Annotated in this window: 9 protein-coding genes and 1 pseudogene; 2 read left to right on the top strand and 8 right to left on the bottom strand. The window is 44.4% G+C overall.

Annotated features, from left to right (window positions below; genetic code table 11):
- The first annotated feature begins 135 nt into the window (after positions 1-135).
- Positions 136-261 carry a hypothetical protein gene (locus LYNGBM3L_RS48320; RefSeq protein ID WP_267871976.1) on the top strand — a complete coding sequence of 42 codons (126 nt, stop codon included), beginning with the start codon at positions 136-138 and terminating at the stop codon, positions 259-261.
- Here LYNGBM3L_RS48320 and dhaL read toward each other — a convergent pair.
- Together dhaL and dhaK are read right to left on the bottom strand one after the other, a co-directional pair.
- Entirely contained in the window at positions 251-877 is a 627-nt protein-coding gene (dhaL, locus tag LYNGBM3L_RS03170; protein ID WP_008179016.1) for a dihydroxyacetone kinase subunit DhaL, read from the bottom strand. The two genes, LYNGBM3L_RS48320 and dhaL, sit on opposite strands and share 11 nt — an antisense overlap.
- A 121-nt stretch (positions 878-998) precedes the next feature.
- Positions 999-2,071 (bottom strand): annotated as a pseudogene (dhaK, locus tag LYNGBM3L_RS03165) (dihydroxyacetone kinase subunit DhaK).
- A gap of 410 nt (positions 2,072-2,481) precedes the next feature.
- On the opposite strand from dhaK, the gene LYNGBM3L_RS03160 reads away from it, so the two are divergent.
- A complete protein-coding gene (locus tag LYNGBM3L_RS03160; RefSeq protein WP_008179011.1) occupies positions 2,482-3,990 on the top strand; it encodes an arginase family protein in 1,509 nt (502 codons plus the stop codon).
- A gap of 167 nt (positions 3,991-4,157) precedes the next feature.
- Here LYNGBM3L_RS03160 and LYNGBM3L_RS03155 read toward each other — a convergent pair whose 3' ends face one another.
- The 6 genes from LYNGBM3L_RS03155 to LYNGBM3L_RS03130 form a co-directional block, all read right to left on the bottom strand.
- Entirely contained in the window at positions 4,158-4,523 is a 366-nt protein-coding gene (locus tag LYNGBM3L_RS03155) for a Lin0512 family protein (RefSeq protein ID WP_008179009.1), read from the bottom strand.
- The gene (locus LYNGBM3L_RS03150) at positions 4,513-5,208 is read right to left on the bottom strand and encodes a class I SAM-dependent methyltransferase (RefSeq protein ID WP_008179007.1); all 696 of its coding nucleotides are present in this window, start codon (positions 5,206-5,208) and stop codon (positions 4,513-4,515) included. The genes LYNGBM3L_RS03155 and LYNGBM3L_RS03150 overlap by 11 nt, the downstream gene beginning before the upstream one ends.
- Before the next feature lie 293 nt (positions 5,209-5,501).
- Positions 5,502-8,099 carry a phosphoenolpyruvate--protein phosphotransferase gene (gene ptsP / locus LYNGBM3L_RS03145; RefSeq protein WP_008179004.1) on the bottom strand — a complete coding sequence of 866 codons (2,598 nt, stop codon included), beginning with the start codon at positions 8,097-8,099 and terminating at the stop codon, positions 5,502-5,504.
- A 411-nt stretch (positions 8,100-8,510) separates the two neighbouring features.
- The gene (locus tag LYNGBM3L_RS03140; protein ID WP_161603120.1) at positions 8,511-11,528 is read right to left on the bottom strand and encodes an RHS repeat domain-containing protein; all 3,018 of its coding nucleotides are present in this window, start codon (positions 11,526-11,528) and stop codon (positions 8,511-8,513) included.
- A gap of 1 nt (position 11,529) precedes the next feature.
- The gene (locus LYNGBM3L_RS03135; protein WP_008179000.1) at positions 11,530-14,307 is read right to left on the bottom strand and encodes a hypothetical protein; all 2,778 of its coding nucleotides are present in this window, start codon (positions 14,305-14,307) and stop codon (positions 11,530-11,532) included.
- Entirely contained in the window at positions 14,300-17,983 is a 3,684-nt protein-coding gene (locus LYNGBM3L_RS03130) for a hypothetical protein (protein WP_008178998.1), read from the bottom strand. The genes LYNGBM3L_RS03135 and LYNGBM3L_RS03130 overlap by 8 nt, the downstream gene beginning before the upstream one ends.
- Positions 17,984-18,664 lie beyond the last annotated feature (681 nt).

The raw sequence follows: 18,664 nt of genomic DNA, 5'->3' as shown, positions 1-18,664 counted from the left end.
CAAGGTTGAAGGTTGAAGGTTGAAGGTTGATGGGTGACGGTTGATGGGTGACGGTTGACCTTCAATAAGATGCGATCGCTTAAGTTATTAATAAGTTACTAAAGTTAAACGTTAACTATAGCGTTTATGCTACTTATGAGGTACAGTCAATTTTCTTCCCCCTACTCCCTACTCCCTACTCCCTACTCCCGACTCCCTACTCCCGACTCCCGACTCCCGACTCCCGACTCCCGACTCCCGACTCCCTGTATTACCCAATAGTTTCTAGCAGTGTCTGGAGAATCAAATAGGCTGAGGTAGCACCAGGGTCTTGATGTCCCACACTGCGCTCCCCTAAATAACTGGCTCGTCCCTTCTTGGCCACCAAGGGAATAGTATTTTTCATCCCTTGTTCTGCTGCCTTGACAGCCTGTTGCAAGGCTGCTAGCATACTGTCTCCTTTATCTACAGCTTGGGCGAAGGCATTGGCTGCGGGTGATAGAGCATCTAACATGGTCTTATCTCCCAAGTTGGCTTTGCCTCGCTGGACGACTCCCTCCACTGCTGCTTGGAATAGTTTTACCATATCCTCTTCTGTCAGTTCTTGCTTTCCTGCTACTGCTGCACTTGAGCGCAAGAACAGGGTGCCATAAAGTGGTCCACTGGCACCTCCCACAGTGGAAATTAGAGTCATGCTGACGGTTTTGAGAATACTGCCAATGTCTTTATCTGCCACTTTAGGAAGCTGAGTGATCACCTTTTGAAAGCCACGATTCATATTGATACCGTGGTCAGCATCACCAATAGCAGCATCAAGTTCGGTTAGATAGTCCTTGTTTTGTTCTAGTACAGTAGCTACTGCTTGTAACCACTGTATAATTTGATGTTTAGTTACCATAGTGGCAGAGTTGCTCAGGGGCTCAGGGCGTCAAGGTAGCAATTAGCAATTAGTAATTAGCAATGAGCAATTAGCAATTAGCTAAGCTGTACCATACCAATGCTCCCCGATATGATACCAATCATAGTCCCCAACGCAGGGCTGGTGTCTTGACTGGTGCATCCCAGAATTTAATTAGCTCATCGTTCATTTTGAGTAGGGTAATCGAGCAGCCTTGCATTTCTAGAGACGTAATATAAGGACCAATCAGACTACGCACGATTTCCAGTCCCTTTTGTTCACAGATTTGGGCTAATTTGCGATACACAATGTACAGTTCCGACAAGGGAGTACCACCCATGCTATTTACGAATGCCAGAATGCGATCGCTTTTCTGAAAAGGCGGGTCAGTTATTTCCAACTCTGTCCATTCTGCTTTATCTTCATCCCACTCTCGCACTGTGCGGCTATAGGCAGAATCTTCAATAATCGATAGCGCTAGCATTTCAGTCATCTCATCCGCTGATTTGAGGGACATTCGTTGTCTTCCCGGTTCCCCGTGAATGCCAATCCCAAATTCTATTTCTGCTTCCCCCAAGTCAAACATGGCACTCCCTTTAGCAGGAGGAGTGCAGGATGTCAAGGCCATACCCATGCTGCGTCCATTACTATTAACCTGGCGACAGAGATTAGCCAGTTGTTTGAGGTCATAACCGGCAGCAGCAGCAGCGCCACAGATTTTCTCGGCTAATAATGTTGTCCCTACCCCCCGCTGCCTTGAGTATAGAGGCTATCTTTAACCGCTACATCATCATCAATTAGGATATTGAGGACTCGGATGCCTTCTGAGATAGCTAATTCGGCAGCTAACTCAAAATTCATGACGTCACCGCTATAGTTTTTGACAATATTAAGAACCCCTGCACCACTGTTGACTATTTTGGCAGCTTCTAGCATTTGGTCGGGGGTGGGAGAGGTAAACACTTCACCGGGACAGGCGGCATCTAACATTCCGGCACCCACAAAGCCCCCGTGCAAGGGTTCATGACCACTACCGCCACCGGAAATAATCGCTACTTTGTTTGATATGGGAGCATCAGCGCGGTAGATCAAGGGGGGGTCAAGATTAATTTTGAGCAGGTCAGGATGGGCTAAAGCCATCCCTTCTAGGCTTTCTCTGACAACATTATCGGGATGGTTGATTAATTTTTTCATGATTGATATCAGTGGTAATGGGTCATGGGTCATGGGTCATGGGTAATTGCCCCAACTTCCCCTTCTACCAATACTGCCATCCGTTACATCCGTTACTCATCCGTTGGCCGATCTTCTATCTGTCACAAGTCTAAAGCTTTGCTTATTCTTACTCCCACAACAAGATAAATAGGCATTGCTTAATGATTCAACGCCCTTTTGTTGAAACCGCAATTTTTTTTGGCTTGGAAATATAGCGCTGCGCTATAGCACTATATTTCAGGAGTGCGATCGCAAAAAAACTATATCGCTAGTTCAGCCATGCCCTGTTCATACAACCTTTAACCAATTATGCCATGGTTCAATCCAAATGGTAGTATAATCCCGATCCCAATTTTGCCAATTAGGGTAACACATAAGGAAATTCAACCATGACCATAACCAAAGCAATGTCATCCCAACGATATGCAGAATTTGAGCAGGTGTTCCAGTTGTTTGATGCCAATGGTGATGGATTTATCACTCGTCAGGAAATCATCGATGCTCTAGAGGTTTTGGGACAAGGCATTTCCCTTCAGGACCGAACCAATCTTTTCAATCTGCTCAACACAGATGATGTTGTGACCCGGGATGCCTTTATGGAGTGGATGGTAAACCGCCAAGATCTCGATATTAGGGCTGATCTGCGACAGGTGTTTGAACTGATTGATGTTGATGGTAGTGGCAAATTATCGATTGAGGAGTTCACGCAGATTATCCAGTGCTTCAACACTACCGTAACTGATTCAGAAATTGCTACCTTGGTGAGAAAAGCTGATTTAAATGCAGATGGCGAAATTGATTTTGAAGAGTTTATTGCCACTCAGACTTATGAATCGGGTCTGAAGATTTCGATCGCAGGCTTACGCAGTTTTAAAAAGATTTTGCTTCAGTACCAGAAAGTCGCAAAGTTTTCCTCCATTGCCCTGATTGAAGTTGATTCTGAATTAGGAGCGGGAACGCGCGGTCAATCCATGGGAACTGCTGCTTTGAGAGAAGCTGCTATCCAAAAACAGGCGGCACGAATGCATGCCGAGAATGGTGTTTTGAGTCTGGATAGTTTACAAGTACAAACGGAAAATTGGGCAGATGCTCTGGGACACAAACATCAGTACGCCAAGTATATTCACAAGCTATATCAGGTGCTGAGCCGAACCACCGATGTAGTAGCCCAAACCCTACAGGAGGGGCTGTTTCCAGTGGTACTGGGTGGGGATCATTCAACGGCAGCAGGGACAATCGCCGGAATCAAAAAAGCCTTTCCGAATCATCGCTTGGGAGTGGTTTGGATTGATGCCCATGCTGATATTCACTCTCCCTATACTACTCCATCGGGAAATATGCATGGGATGCCTTTGGCGATGGCGACTGCTACTGATAATCTGGCCAAGCAAATCAATGATCTTGACTCAGACACCTTAGAACTGTGGAACCTGTGCCAAAGATTGGGGCTGGCAGATAGCGCGAATTTGAGCATTGAGGATCTGGTGTATGTTGCGGTACGAGATACGGAAGAGGCTGAAGACCACTTGATAGAAACACACCAGATCTTAAACATGACCACTGAGCAAGTTCGTACCTTGGGTGCGGATGTGGTTGCCCAACGGTGTTTAGAGAAGCTAGAGGGGGTGGATCTGATTTACGTTACTTTTGACGTGGACAGTATGGACTCCACAATTTGTATGGGAACGGGAACCCCAGCTCCAAATGGGATTTTTGTCAAGGAAGCCTGTCTGCTCAACGAAACTTTGGTTAAAGATCCACGGGTGTGTTGTTGGGAAATCTGTGAAATTAATCCCCTGCTCGATACCCTCAACACCATGGTGGAAAACTCCCTGGGCATTTTTGAAACCGTAGTGGATGCCATTGCCAATCGCCTAGAAGTAACAGGGAAAGTATAAGACCTGATCGTTATGCAAACCGCCGTATGCTGATAGCTGAACGCGATCGCATAAGCGCGGAAGCTGAGGCCGTAGGCCAAGCTTTGCGAACGCTTCATCCCGTGCGCGTAGCGCTAATCGCTGTTCGCTGATAGCTGATAGCTGATAGCTGATAGCTGATAGCTTACCTAATCACTATCCACTAAAACAGTAACCGCTGCAACAGCAATCAGCATCTCATCATTTTTATCATTAAGTTCTGCAATCGCCCTGCCTTGAACCACCATTCCACCGGACTCAAGGGATAGAGTTTTCTGACCAAAAGGGAGTACAGCCAGTACTTCATCTTCCCGAACTTGCTCTGGGTAAGGCACGGCGACTTGAACTTCAACTATCATTTGATTGGGATGCTCTAAACCAGCTACTTCCCAAACACCAGGTAAGGCATTGTCAGCAATAGCGTTGCGTACAGCTCTTGCTGCTGCTACGGTTGGGTCTTGACCGTGTTGGTCTACTCCCATTCCCATTTCAATAATTAAGCGTTTAAGAACCATGGCGAGTATATTCGCGATTATATTCAATACGCAACCGTTGAATTGGGTCATCCTCCGATTCTGGGACAGTATCACGACGGATTTCTTGTAAGCCCAATTCCTGAAAGTAAGCTAGTTCTGTATCGGACAACGGCCAAGGAGGACCATCTGGTTCAGTGTCGCTATCCCGAAACCGAGTGATAACTAACAGGGTTCCTCCTGGGGCGAGTAAGAATGCGATCGCATTCATAACAGTTGACCGAACCTTGAGGGGTAAGGCTTGGATATTACGACATTCAAACACAAAATCAAATTTCTGATACCATGCTGGATCTAATGCAAATAAATCCGCAACTTGGTACTTGACCTGGGAATCGGGAAATCGTTTTTGGCACCATGCGATCGCAGTCGGGGAAATATCAAAGGCAGTGACTTGGAAACCCTGCTGCGCCAACGCTTCAGCATCATCCCCTAACCCACAACCAACCACTAGGGCAGAGCGACCAGACCCTTGGGGTGTATTACGCTCTAACCAATCCTGTAGATAAGGATGGGTTGTTAAACGCGCCCAAGGTATTTGCCCTGAATCCCCATTAGCTTCGGAATATAAAACCTCAAACCATTGAGATGGATTATCTTGGCGGATTGATTCCAATGCCAAGAGTTTGACCTTTTGCTGTAGTGCTTGGGGTTGTTCCTCGAACATAGGTCTGGGGTTGGTAATGCTTCCTAATTTTAACTGTTCAAACCTAAATCCCTGTCTTGTGAGGGATATCAGCTTTGCAGTACCACATTACAAACTAAGCCATTTGGCTGATTTTTGCCATGAGGGGTGACACCCCTCATTTGCTCAGGTATATTTGAAATATAAGATGCACCCTGATGATCGAGAGAGTCAGTAACACGGCTCTCTTTTTTTTGCCTCTTTTTTTTGCCTCTAGCATGCATGCCTCTTGCCTAAAGCCCTTGCTCGTAGCGCTATATCAACCCTGCCAAGACTCAAACGGACCTGTCCAGTTGGTTGATAATATATTCTCTAACCCCAACAGCGGAATCTAGCTGCAACGCCTCACCAGCAAGCATCTCGGCCTGGTTGATAGTCAACTGTGAAATAACTGACATCACAGTAGCGATCGCAGGTGGATTCACACTCAACTCATCCACCCCCAACCCTAATAAAATCGGTATCCCTACTGGATTCGATGCCAACTGACCACAGACACTAACTGGAATCCCTGCTTGATGAGCAACAGTTACCGTTTGTTGAATCATCCGTAGCACAGCCGGTTCAAGGGCATCAGCTAGCTTCGCCACCTTGGGATTAGTACGGTCAGCGGCCATTACATATTGACTCAAATCATTAGTACCAATGCTGAAAAAGTCCACTTCAGCTGCTAACTGATCAGCCATGGTTACTGCTGCGGGGACTTCTACCATAATCCCTACTGGCATCTGTTCATTAAAACCATACCCTTCTTGGCGCAACTCAGCTTTAGCCTCTGCTAGGATTTCCTTAGCAGCCCGTACCTCTTCTACTGAGGAAACCATGGGAAACATCACCTTAATGTTGTCTCCATAACTCCCTCGTAGAATCGCCCGCAGTTGGATTTTGAGCATCTCTGGACAATCCAAACTCTGACGAATTCCCCGCCATCCTAGGAAAGGGTTAGGCTCTGGGGTGTGCCGAGCAGAGGGAGCATCAGAAGACGCTAGATTCAGGAAGGGAATGGGCTTGTCACCGCCAATATCTAAAGTACGAATCGTTAGGGGATGGGTACCCATAATTTCCGCAATGGCTTGATAGGTTGCCAACTGCTCTTCTTCGCTCGGAATAGTTAAGCGTTCCAGATAAAGAAACTCGGTCCTTAGTAAACCTACCCCTTGAGCACCACAATCGAGAGCCAATTTAGCATCAGCCTCTCCCAAAACATTTGCCATCAAGGGAATTTTGTGTCCATCTTTAGTAATTACCTCCGTCGGTAATTCATCCTTACTGTTGCTCTGTAGCTGTAATTCTTGCTTCCGTTCCTCAGAAGGCTCTACCCAAATTTGACCGGTTGTCCCATCCAGTGCCAACTCGGTACCAGCTGGCAACGACAACAGATCCTGACCAACACCAACCACCATCGGTATACCAAGCATATTCGCGATCAGGGCACTATGGGCTGTAGCACTTCCACTAGCGCAACAGATACCTCGGACTTGGCTCGGATTTAGTTGCGCGACCTCAGAGGCAGTTAAATCACGAGCAACCAGAATACCAGGCTCAGTCACATCTAGACAGGTTTCTTTCCTATTCGTCAGTAATCGCAACACTCGCCAGCCGACATCGATCACATCATTTCCGCGAGCTTGCATGTAGGAGTCTTCCAGAGTTTGGTAATTTGCTACGGTTTCATCGATTACAGTTTTCCAAGCCGCCCCTGCCCATAGATGCTGGTCAACTATAATCTGGTAAGCTCTATTAACTAGCGCTGGATCGTCTAAGTAGAGCAAGTGAGCCTGAAAAATATCTGCCTGATCTTTAGTAACAGTATTGATCAGGTGTTGAAGTTGCTGTTGTGCTGTTTTAATAGCAAGTTGTAGGGTTTCCCACTCGGCTTGAGGATTATCTGTTTGCTCTTCAATAATCTCTGGAAGTTTCGGTTGGTAGACAATAACCGCTCCCATAGCAATCCCAGCAGCAGCCGGAATTCCAACTAACCTATCAAGTGTCACCGATGAAGGGTGAAGGGATTGGTTACTGGGAGGGTTAGAGTCTTGGTTGATGTCTTCTTTTGCTTTATTTACTGTTTCACCAAAATTGTTATCGACTAGCTGCTGCAACGCTATCAAGGCTAATTCGGCATCTTCTCCCACTGCTTTTATGACTATTTCATCTCCCTGTTGGATACCTAAAAGCATCACATTATTAATGCTTTTTCCATTAACTATATTGCTAGTTTTAGTGATATTTTGTAGGGTAATTTCCGAGTTAAACCGATTAGCTGTAGTAACAAATTGGGCAGCAGGACGAGCATGAATTCCCTGTTGATTCTGGACAGTAAGATGGATTTCTTTGGTTGTAGTTGCGTAACGCACCACGGGCAAGATGCCCGTTCCACCCACGGGCAAGATGCCCGTTCCACCCACGGGCAAGATGCCCATTCCACCCACCGGGTCAAACTCAGTACTATCATTACTATCAACAACTGATAACTGAGAGGCTTTAGCGGTTAAAGCTGATCTAGCTTCAGCTATCACCTGGTCGATATCACCACCAGCCGCAGCTTGGACAACGGCTGCGATCGCACCTTCCACTAAAGGAGCTTCGCACAATCTCACCTTGGGTTTCTGCTCTTCATCCAGAAACTCCAGTGCCATTTCCGCACTCAGCACGGCACTGCCTAAATCCATTAATACCACTACCCCAGCATCGGAGTAAACCGACTCAATGGCAGCTTGGACTTGCAGCACATCGGTACCAAAGGGATTTTCCGGGTCATCAATACCAGCTGCGATCGCAATCGGTACGGATGTGTGAACCATCTGTTCAGCTAATTCCTTGACCCCAGCGGCTAGCTTAGCACTGTGGGAGATAATCACAATTGAGATCATAAGGTATATAAACACCTTTGTATTTGAGTTGTGAACATACTCCCTTAGGCAAGAGGCAAGAGGCAAGAGGCAAAAGGGAAGGCATTGCTGATTAATGGAATGATGGAGGGTAACTGATAACTGACCCGAATAGACCTGATTACATTCCGATATTCAGCAACGCTGAAAATGAGGGCTCCCCCATCCCTAAAGCACCACTAGCAACATTTAGGTGCGACCCGTGGCGAATTTAATTCTTAATGGGTCAAGCGCACCTTTACAACAGAGAGACTTTTAACCCAATGTGGGTTAAAAATCTCTCTTTGGTGTGTTTGAGGGAGCCTGTCACCCCCTCAATACATTTACTGTTCCTTGTTCCCTGTTCCCTAAAAAATCAGTTTATTGTACCTCATCAAATTGAGAACTGCTAGATTAAATTCCCAGCATTTCTCGTATTTCCTCCTCCTCTGCCTTAGTTAGAAATCTTCCTGTTTCTGCTGCCCTTCGCGCTAAAATTAGCTCGACTTTGTCCCTTAAGAGTGGAGTAACTGCTATCTCCTTGTCACCCTGGGTATAGCTAGAGGGAGGAATATTGGTTGTCATCTGCTCAAAAGAATCGTTCATAGCTTTACTTTCAGGTGTTTGAAGCATTGCTTGAAAATCCGGCTCTATTGCATAATCCAATTGGCTAAATTGTAGTACGCTGTTAATATCGCCTGCTTCAATTAGATTTCTTTGAGGCTCCAGGTAGGAGGCTAAGGTGAAGCGGGGACTATCAGCAGAACTGAATGCAGTTGTACCAATGTAGGTCTCGTGTAGCCTAGTTTCTGGTCGAATACCAGACGTTGTGTTTTGCAGTTGGCTGCCGTAATTATTTTGGTCGAATAGTTCTGAACTAATCGTATATTCTGATTGTGAATCCTCTGTTTTGCCTGGGATTTCTAGCTCTGAAAGTCGTTCTTTTGCTTCTCCAAACATCTCCTTGATGATGTCGAATTTACCTTTCTTTTCGCTTTTTTTATCAGATTGTGCTGACAGCAAATCGTAACTCCCTGACCTTTTTTTGAATGAGAATAAGCCAGAAGGATCGATGCGGTTAATAGGATTATTTCCTACATATACGTAAGGACTAAAACCTTCCCTTGCTGGATCTATACTGATAAATCTCCTCAAGTCTGGATCGTAGAAACGGCTGTGATAATGATAAAGTTGTAAATCTTCATCCCACCATTGACCGGCATAGCGGAAGCTGACTTTCTGTGCTTCGTTTTCAGATGAGGGAGCAACTACCGTTTTCCCAAAATCATCGTACTCGAAGCTACACAAGCTATTGTTATTGCTATCAATAGCAACTCGAGTGGAACCAAGATGATCGCTCAGTAAATAGGTTGTATTACCGTTTTCTTCAAATCCGATGATGCTATCGCCATCATAAATGTAGAGCAACTCCTCAACACCAGCAACCCCTTTAACAACTAAAGGGAGTTTACCCCGACCGTAAATGTATTCTTCAGTTGTAGTTGATTGCTTTTTTACTCTTCGACCCAAACCGTCGTATTGTAAGGTGATGCTGCTTCCGCCTTGAATCTGTACGCCATTGACTAAATCTCCTAGCACTCGTCTCGTCAATGTAACTTGCTGACCCTCTGAGTTAGTCATGACGGTAATGTTGCCCAGTTCGTCATAATCTTCAACCTCACGAATGGTCTGACCATTATCTACAATGCGTTGCAGTTTGTTAGAACCAGAAAAATACTCGTAGTTACTACCATTGATCTGATTTAAGTTACCGTTATGATCATATTGGTAGCTCGTCTCACTATCTTTTGCAGAAGTTATCAGTCGCCCCAAATAATCATAGTTGTAGACTACATCCAGGTTTTTGAAGTTGTATTTAGAACCCTGAAATTTAGTGTTAACGATGAAATCAGATTTGTAAGTAGCATTTAGGAGTGCCTGAGCAGATTGTAGCGAAGGAGACCCTGGCGAGGGTTCACCTATTCTGAACCACCAAGCAGAACTAAAGCTACCGCGAACAGCCTGATTATTGTACACCTCGATATACTCTTCGTCTGGGAAAACCATAACAGTACGAAATTGGTAGTAATCGAGCCCAGGCCCCAATGGGTCTGCGTTGAACTGGCAGGTAGCCCCTGTGGTTCCTGATAAAGATTTAACTTCTCTATTAGGAGGATACTGAACAGCAAGCCTCCAATCTTTTGCATCTCCATCTAATACCCTGATCATAAATCGATCTGGCATGTTTATAACTTCCTCAATACAGAAGCGGGTTCTTGGGTATTGACCGTAGTTGACAACCAGAAAGTATGTTCTAAAGCCCATCGAGTCCACCCCTTCAATCATAGTCATTTCCAGATCCATACTAGGAGAGGGGGGGAAATTTAATTGACAGAAGAGATACCCTTCAGGCGCTTGTGGTAAAGCATCCTTATACATCGTGACAGCATTGTGGCTTTCCACAAAAATCACCTGATATTCATCATCCAAACCCCAATATTGGTCTGGATCAAGTAATTGTTTTAATCGAAACCCCTCTCCGTACTCTTCGAGTAAAAATAAGCTGGCATTGTTCTCAGTTCCAGCAATGAATCGACCATTAGAGACTCGTAAAAACATGTTATCTTGACCCAAGACCTCAATCTTGTACCCCCCAAACACACTTTGGTAGGTGAAACGGAATTTAAGGTTTGGCAAGAATGTTGTGAAATGTAGGGTAATCAGGGTAGTACCAGAGTCATCGTCAGTGAAGACAGTACAATACCGATTATCTTCCAGATACAAGTCTGTTTCAAAATCCAGATCGGACTGGAATGCTGCTAGTCCTCTGTTAGCTTTGAATTTAGGATTTGAGACGGAAGTTCGTGAGGGAAAAATTTTGTTGTTAGAAGCTTTGCGCCTCCCCAGACCCCTGCGTCTCCTAGTCCTTCGATCTAGACCATTTTCCAGTTGATTCACGGGTATTTGGGACAAAAATCCCGGTAGGTACTCAAGTTGTTGCTGGAAGTAGGAATCACTATTGGCTTTGTAATCTTTGTCGATCGGCCGTTCCTGAAAGTCATATTTTATGATTTCATCATAGGGGTCGATTTCAGGATTGAGAGTACGCGATACCAATTGATGTTCGAGATTGTATTGATAATTGGTTGCATAAACTCGATTGCTACTCTTATTTTTGATTTCGCACCGACGACCAAGATAGTCGTAACTATACTCGATTTCAGTAGGAGTGTTAGTGGGATAGGTCATCTTTGTCACTAGCCCGGAATTGTTGTATTCATAGCGAACAACTTTCGGGTTAGCTTCTCCATCTCCTACCCGTGCGACTCTACCTAGGTCATCGTAGCGAAAAATGGTTTCCACCCAGTTATTATCTTCGAGGCTATCCCGATGTTTAACTCGAACTAAGCGACCATGTAAGTTTTTAGTCACTTTAGTCATCATATCCCTCCCGGAAATCATCCATATCGTAATAGTATTCAGTCAGACTTTCACCTTCACTGCTAGTGGAGGGATAGTCTGTATTGTTGGCTTGATTGAGCAAGTATTTGGGTACTTCCCCAGGCTGCATAGTATCTACATCTTTGAGAATACCGACTTCACAAACTCGTCCTAACTGATCGTATTTAAAGTATCGCCACTTACGTCCGTCGGCATCGTTGGCGAATCGAACCCTGTTGAAATAATCTTTGATTACATAGGTTGTATCGGATTGGTCAGGATCTTGCCATTCAATCTGCCTTCTGTCAGAGTTAGCTACGGTTACGGTACTTTCTAAACCATCTTGAGGTGCTAAGGTCTTCAGTACTTGTTGGGAGTTTTCCCACTTAGACTGGTTTTTCCAAACAATTTTGTTGTTGTCATCCAGTTTGATTTGGCTAACGAGGAACTCGCCTTTGGCACCACTCAAGAAGGAATAGTGAATCTTTTGTTCGCCATCCAGGGGTACTTTTTGAGTGATTCCTCTGAGGGGACGAGTGTTAGGGATACCCCCGGCTGCCCTCAATTCGTTTAATTCTGCCTCACCGTTATAAGATGAGTCTTTCTGATACTCAGACAAAAAATTGTAAGGATAACCTTGACGCAGAGTATCAAGGGTATTGCGGTTAAGCAGTCCATCATAGGCAAACCTTACATAAGGCAAGGAAGCTTCAATCTCACCAAAATCCATATCCATTAATGACTCCTTCAATTCACCATCTAAGACTCCGATGTCATTAATGTCCTCAATGAAGTCATCTCGGAATGTAAACAGCTCGTTATCCCTAGCTTTAGCATTTTTGGTGACAATGATTTGATGGCCAAAACCGTCATAAATGAATTCCTTGACTACTACGTCTGTTAGTTTTTGAGTTTCGTAGTTAATACTTAAACTCTGTGCTTGACGGGCACGTCCTTTGGAATCGATGAAGATAGTGCTGATCACTGGTTTTTTGAAAATGAAGGCATCCCTAAATTCACCAGTATTATAGGCAACTAGATTTACAGAAGTGGCTGCTGTAAAGTCAACTGTTTTGGATGAAAGCAGTAACTTGCCATCGCCAAAAAAGAAGAATACCCCCCTAGTGACGACTAACAACCACTCCCGCGCTGCCAACTCGAGTGGGGTTGTCAGGGGTTCGTCATTCGCTGTATTGAAGGTATAGTAACCTTGACGCAAAGGCTGTTCGGTGTTTTTGACGAAGGTTAAGGAGAACAATAGCTGGCTATCTTGGTCTAGGGCTAAAATTCCGAACTCATCGTTACCATAGTTAAAATTTTGCACTTTCAGACCAAAATCCGCTGTATTCAGACTAGCGAGGGAAAAGTTGGGAAGATAAAAGCCGTCCTCTACAAAGGAAATTTGAAGACTATAGTTAGGATGTGCGGGATCGAAATCCCCGGTTTGTGCTGCTGCGGGGTAAATGGCATGGTTATCGAAGCGACTGAAACTGAAAAGACTAATTTCGTAGTCAAAAATTTTGCCTTCAGAGGACATGGTAAAGCGATCGCACAAACTGTTCCTGTCGTTATAGATGCGGTAATCGACTAAACCGTTCTTTCTGATGGTCGCAATATGTTCGTCTAGAGAATTAGAAAAGGCATTGATCGAGAAGTCACAATCTACAGCAGCGATCCACAGGTAGTCCACCATTGATAAGGGATTACCGACAATTTCGAGTTGACTAGAACCCTCTTCGATCGGCGTTTCAAAATAAACCCAAACATCGCCCGTTTCGTCAGTTAGGGGGATCGTTTCCCCATTCATGACCAAATTAATGCCATTGTTGCCCGGATTAATCCATCCACAAATGACGTATTTTTTCTCCGAAGAAAGGTCTCCTGTTTTCAAAAAGGCAATACGATACTCCCCACTTACGGATGTGACGACATTGTTCCTAAACTTAGAGTTGGTGTTGGCGATAATAGCACCGTTAGTAATACTCCAAACGCCTTCATCCAAATAATGTTCCTCATATTTAGCGATGGGTAAATAGAAAAAATCTCGATCGCTCTTACTAACGACTGTTGCCACCACCTTATCGCGACTCCTCCTGCTGTCGGAATCGACAACAGCAGGAATAATTCTCGTATAGGAAGGAGCTTCGGTTCCACTTTGGTTGAGACCATGAAGAGATTTTAGGATGGGGAACTTCGTTTGAGGGTCTCTTTCCTCTACCTCTTCTACTTTTCGCCAATTTTCATCTCCCCAATCTCTTGGATCTGAGGAAATCGATACGAGCAATTCCTGTTGGTAGTAGGAATTGTTAGTATCTATATAGATGTATTTCTGACCCGTTTGACTTTTGACAGCATCGGGATTTCCTTCAGCCGTAATGCGGATCGATTCATCTGGCAAACTGAGCATATTTCTTTGGAAAATCTCGTGGTCTGGCTGGTCCTGAAAATTTTCCCAAAGATATTTGGTGTGCTGGATGTGGAAGGTGTCAACAGTAACATTGTCCTGCTGATAATCATAAGCAGATTCCACGACTTCCTGGATCTGATCTCTGCTGTTGTAGATGTAGCTTTGTTGACGAGCAACTGTCCCGTCATCATATTCCAAAGCATCTTCTTTCTTGAGACTGGTATAGCTATCGGTATCAGTCTGCTTTTTGAGCTTATAAGTATAGTTTTCAGTCTGCTGAGCAGTATTGTTGACATAAACTTCTACTTTGTGCAAACTGCCCCTGACCAATTGACTATACTCATTAATGGGATACTCACTCATTTTCCACCTCAATTAATTCATCATTGTCTTCGTTGCCATTGTAGAAATAGTACTTCTTGTATTCACCCGAATCGGTTCCCCCTGGGTAGACGGTGACCTCTTTATAGAATCCGCCTATCCCAATCCCGAAAAGGGCTTTGGCTGAAGCGTATTCGTAATCAGTTGGGAATTCTCTTTCGTTGTCCAGAATCGTTGTGGTTTTGCTGACGATATAGTCGATAATCTTACCTTTGAGTGCCTCGTCGTAGAATTTAAAAATTTTGTAAGACCTGGGCTGAGTCCCACTACAGCGACTATCATCTTCATATTGAGGTTCATGGCAACCATTGTAAAGAATAACGTTGCTAGACCCGCCAGATACAACCATTTTTTGTTGATTGCTCGGGATTCTTTCTACTTCAATGGGCCGATCCAAAAGTTTGTTGTTTCTTAAAATTTTGAAGTAGAGAATGGACTGATTGTCTTCTATCTCAATGACAAAGGGAATAAAGTCGTCTTCAGGGGCAAAAAAGCTATGGTAGGTTAATTCCCCGCTGGTTCCTGCTTCCAAGCGATCGCTGGTAATTTCAAAGTCTCCTTGATTATTGCGATATAGTATAGCGTTGCGTTCAACGACAAACCGCTTGAATCCAGAGGAATAAACGCCGACTCCCCCCATAGAATCCATCATGTTGTTAATCATTTGGTTCGTAACGATTGCTGTCGCAACAGAACCAATCGCACCGACGACCTGATTAACCGTGTCAACGATTTGAATGGCTTTGTTTATCCCTTTTGCAACTTTCCCCGTGATCTGTACTCCGGCAGCGACACCAGATGCCCCACCCGTGACTGGAATCAAGGCAATGCCGAGGGCAATGGACACGATCTCCAGACCAAACGTAATCCATCCAAAAATTACGGCAATTTTAGGGGGTTTGGGTTTGTCTGGCTTTTCGGGTTCCAGAGGCATGGTGGGCAGGTATTTAACCAGAAATCTTTCTTCATCTTCCTTGTAGACTAAAAATTCTTTTTGTTTGGCATCTAGATCTTTGTGAGAGTTGGGCTTGACTTGGTGAGTTTTGGCAAAAACGCCTTTATCCATATATTGCAGGCGACTCAGACCCACATTATAAAATGTCAATGATTGATTGACCCGACTTAGTGGATGCCAGTCAACACCGTCGTATTCAGTTTTTTTCCACTCCTTCCCGTCATAGGTATAAAAGAACGTTACTGTTTGGAAGTGTTGATATTCCCTTCTCTCATCATCATCGTATTCGGGATTACCATCGCTGATATTCTGAGCAATCCCAATGGAATAGGAGCATCCCAGAAACTGAGAGTCCGTCACTAAAGAGAAGTTCGGGACATAATAACACCTGGGACTGTTCCCGGATTGCGGGAAATTGCGATTGTTAATATCCTCTTGAATGGGATGGGGGCTGACCTTCCAATCATCCCGGCCCTCAAGCTCGTAGGACAAAACCTGACCGAAGTTGAACTCATAATTTAAATCGCCACTGTTGTACTTCGGGATAGTGGTATAGTTAATGGCGATGAAATTGTCCATGATGGTCAGGGAATTAAAGCCCTCTTGTTTGACGTATCCACCGGCATTACAGTATGTGTTACTCCCCGAGTCATAGAGATAAGAACCATCGATATTGGTCGTCCCTGGATATCCTTGATAGGTATAATCATTGTCTAAGTTAAAGAAAACGTAACCGATTCTTAGTTTGTATTTGGTTTCGTCAACGTCATCACCCCCTGCACAGGTTAACTGAACTACACAAACTAACCTATCCCTAGTGGCAATCTGATATTCCCTAATATTCTCAACGGGTGTAGGGAGTTCAAAAGGTCTGTATGTATAGATAAGATTGGGTTGGTCAACCCAAGTTTCTTTGGCATGGTCTCTAGGTAGAATGTGAATGCTTTGCCGCCTCTGATTCAGACTTTCATCTATAACTACGCGAGGATAAAAAATGGCGAGATAATTCTCGTTCAAGGAAAGAACTGGGACTATATCCGACGGGATTGAGGTGTTATCGTCGTCAGGGGGTGGATCCACAGTAATAGTCTGCTCCCATTTAGCACCAGTTTTCTTGTCTAACTCATAAATTTTAACTTTACGATCGTTGGCTGAAAAAGCAATGGTGTTGTCAGAAGTCACTAACCTTCCCGGTGCAAACAAGCTTCTGGGGTTCTGGGAAGATGGTTCAGTGTGAAGGGTTTGTGTCTTCCAGCCATTGTTTGTCCAGTAATGGATGCGTAATTCCTTGTCGCCACTACTATTCTTACCAGTTACTAACAGGTAATTAGATTCAGATTGATGTTCAATCTCTGAAAGACCGGTATTTTCATCAAAGGAAATACTCCTTTCAACGTCGATTTCTTGTTCCCCATAGGTGTAGAGTGTTTGGCAACCTAGGGGGTCAGTGATAGTCTTAAGAGCACCAAATAAGGCACCATCCTTGTAAAAAGGAAGTTCAGTACTACTATTATCAGCGTTGTTATCTACACCATCGGCTTCGGTGTAATACGTAAAAGCGAGGTCTGGTTCGATCTGCACAAAGTTGGTTTGAGTTTGACCGTACTCCAAAGTTTTGATTTTGGACAAGACTCTTTTCGCGTAAAGCGTGTCTGCTTTAATCTGTCCTTCTTCGAGTTGTTTTCTGAGGATTCGACCTTGACTCACCAGATCGACAGAGGCAATTTTTAATTTCTGAAGTCGTTCTTGATAGCCATTGGGTTCTTCTGAAATCAGGTGTTGCTTGTTGATTTCCGAACGATCCTTCGGGAGATAATTGATGACCAGTTTGTCGCCATTGGCGTTTTCGACCCGGTATAGGTAACTATAGATAGTACTGGTCTGATTGTTCTCACCTCTCCCGACTGGCTGAATTTCTTGGGCATAGGAAAATACGGTTTTATTTCCGTAAATATCCTCAATACTGGTTAAATTCCATGCCCGAATCCACTGTTGTTGGTTTTCTCCATCCACAGAAATAAATTGACTGTAGTAACGGTGGGGACTACTACCGTGAGGGTGTTCCCAAAACACTTCTTTTTCCGCTGAGGCAGAAGCGACTTCACCTGTCAAGTGCTTCACTTCTTCGAGGACTTGCTTGGTCTGAAGATATTCAGCGGAGGGATTTTCTGTGTCTTCCAAACCCTCCTCTGGGCGGAAGTGGTATGTATCCCCAGTGGGATAGATAATTTCCCATTCGCCGTCACCATCATAGTAACCATCGTAGATGTGGCGGATGATTTTGATCGAGAGGTCTTCTCTGAGGCGATAGGTGATATGGAGTTGAATGCCCGGTCCTGGTGTTATTTCTTCGACCATCAACTGGGAAAAACTACCGTTCCTGACCCAGTAAATGATTTCATCGAGGTGAGTACCATGGTCGAAACCTTGCTTCGATGAAAGCTTCATGCGGAAGATCTTATCCGGTTGACTGATCGACCAGCCCACACCCAGCCAGCCTGATTCCCAAAATCGATTCCACTTTTGGAAAAGCAGTTTGTGGCTATTGTTATATCTGTAGTTTAAAACCACCTGGTATTGAGGACTAATCCCATCCAACGTGGCTAGAGGAATGGTGAAATTAATTTTGCCGGTGAAGAGGTCGATATTTTCGTCCTCTAAACCGCCTCGCTCCAGGAATGTTGCAGAATACTTGTTACTCAATGTTAAGGATCCTATGAATTGGTATTGTTTTTTTTTGAGAAAAATACTAATTATGTTTCAGGGATAAAGTCAAGTAAACTTCATTATGCTGGCGGTCATCTGAGCTAACAGTACGGTACAGGTACTGAAAGGACTGCCTGCTTCGGTGATCATGGCTTGGATCTCCCAAATGGCTAATCCAACGCATCTAAATTACAAAACCCTTATCCAGTAATGATTTCATCAATTGATTAAAAACAGGACTCGACCTCTGAAATCTTGGCACCGCCAGCATGTACTGCGTTTGCCCTGAGTTTTACCTGACTTTGACCTGCTTCCACTTCCTCAGTTTTACCTGACATTTCTATGACGGAGCAATTAACTCTTTTGTGACTGGCGACGGATAAATTTTTATTCCCTGTTTTTTCCTTGATATATGTCTTTTTTGTGGGGATTGTTCCTTTGGCTAGTTGGCTTTTTACCAGTGCTCATAGCCATGAGGATATTATCCCTTCTCTGCTGTTTGTTAAAGCTTTGAAGGAACTTTTTTACCGTTTTTTGTTTGGCTTTTTGTCATGGGAATACTAGCTGGTTGTGAAAAAACACACCAGCCTTTCTTGTAAGCATTCAGCTATCAGCCTATGGGCTACGCGCACGCTAAGGGAACAGCTATCAGCCATCAGTCAAAGGACTATGGCTTAC

Origin of the sequence: Moorena producens 3L (genome assembly GCF_000211815.1) — a bacterium.
Taxonomy (GTDB): Bacteria; Cyanobacteriota; Cyanobacteriia; order Cyanobacteriales; family Coleofasciculaceae; genus Moorena; species Moorena producens.
Note: the sequence above shows the minus strand (reverse complement) of the source record. Positions and strands in the feature narration are given on the sequence as shown.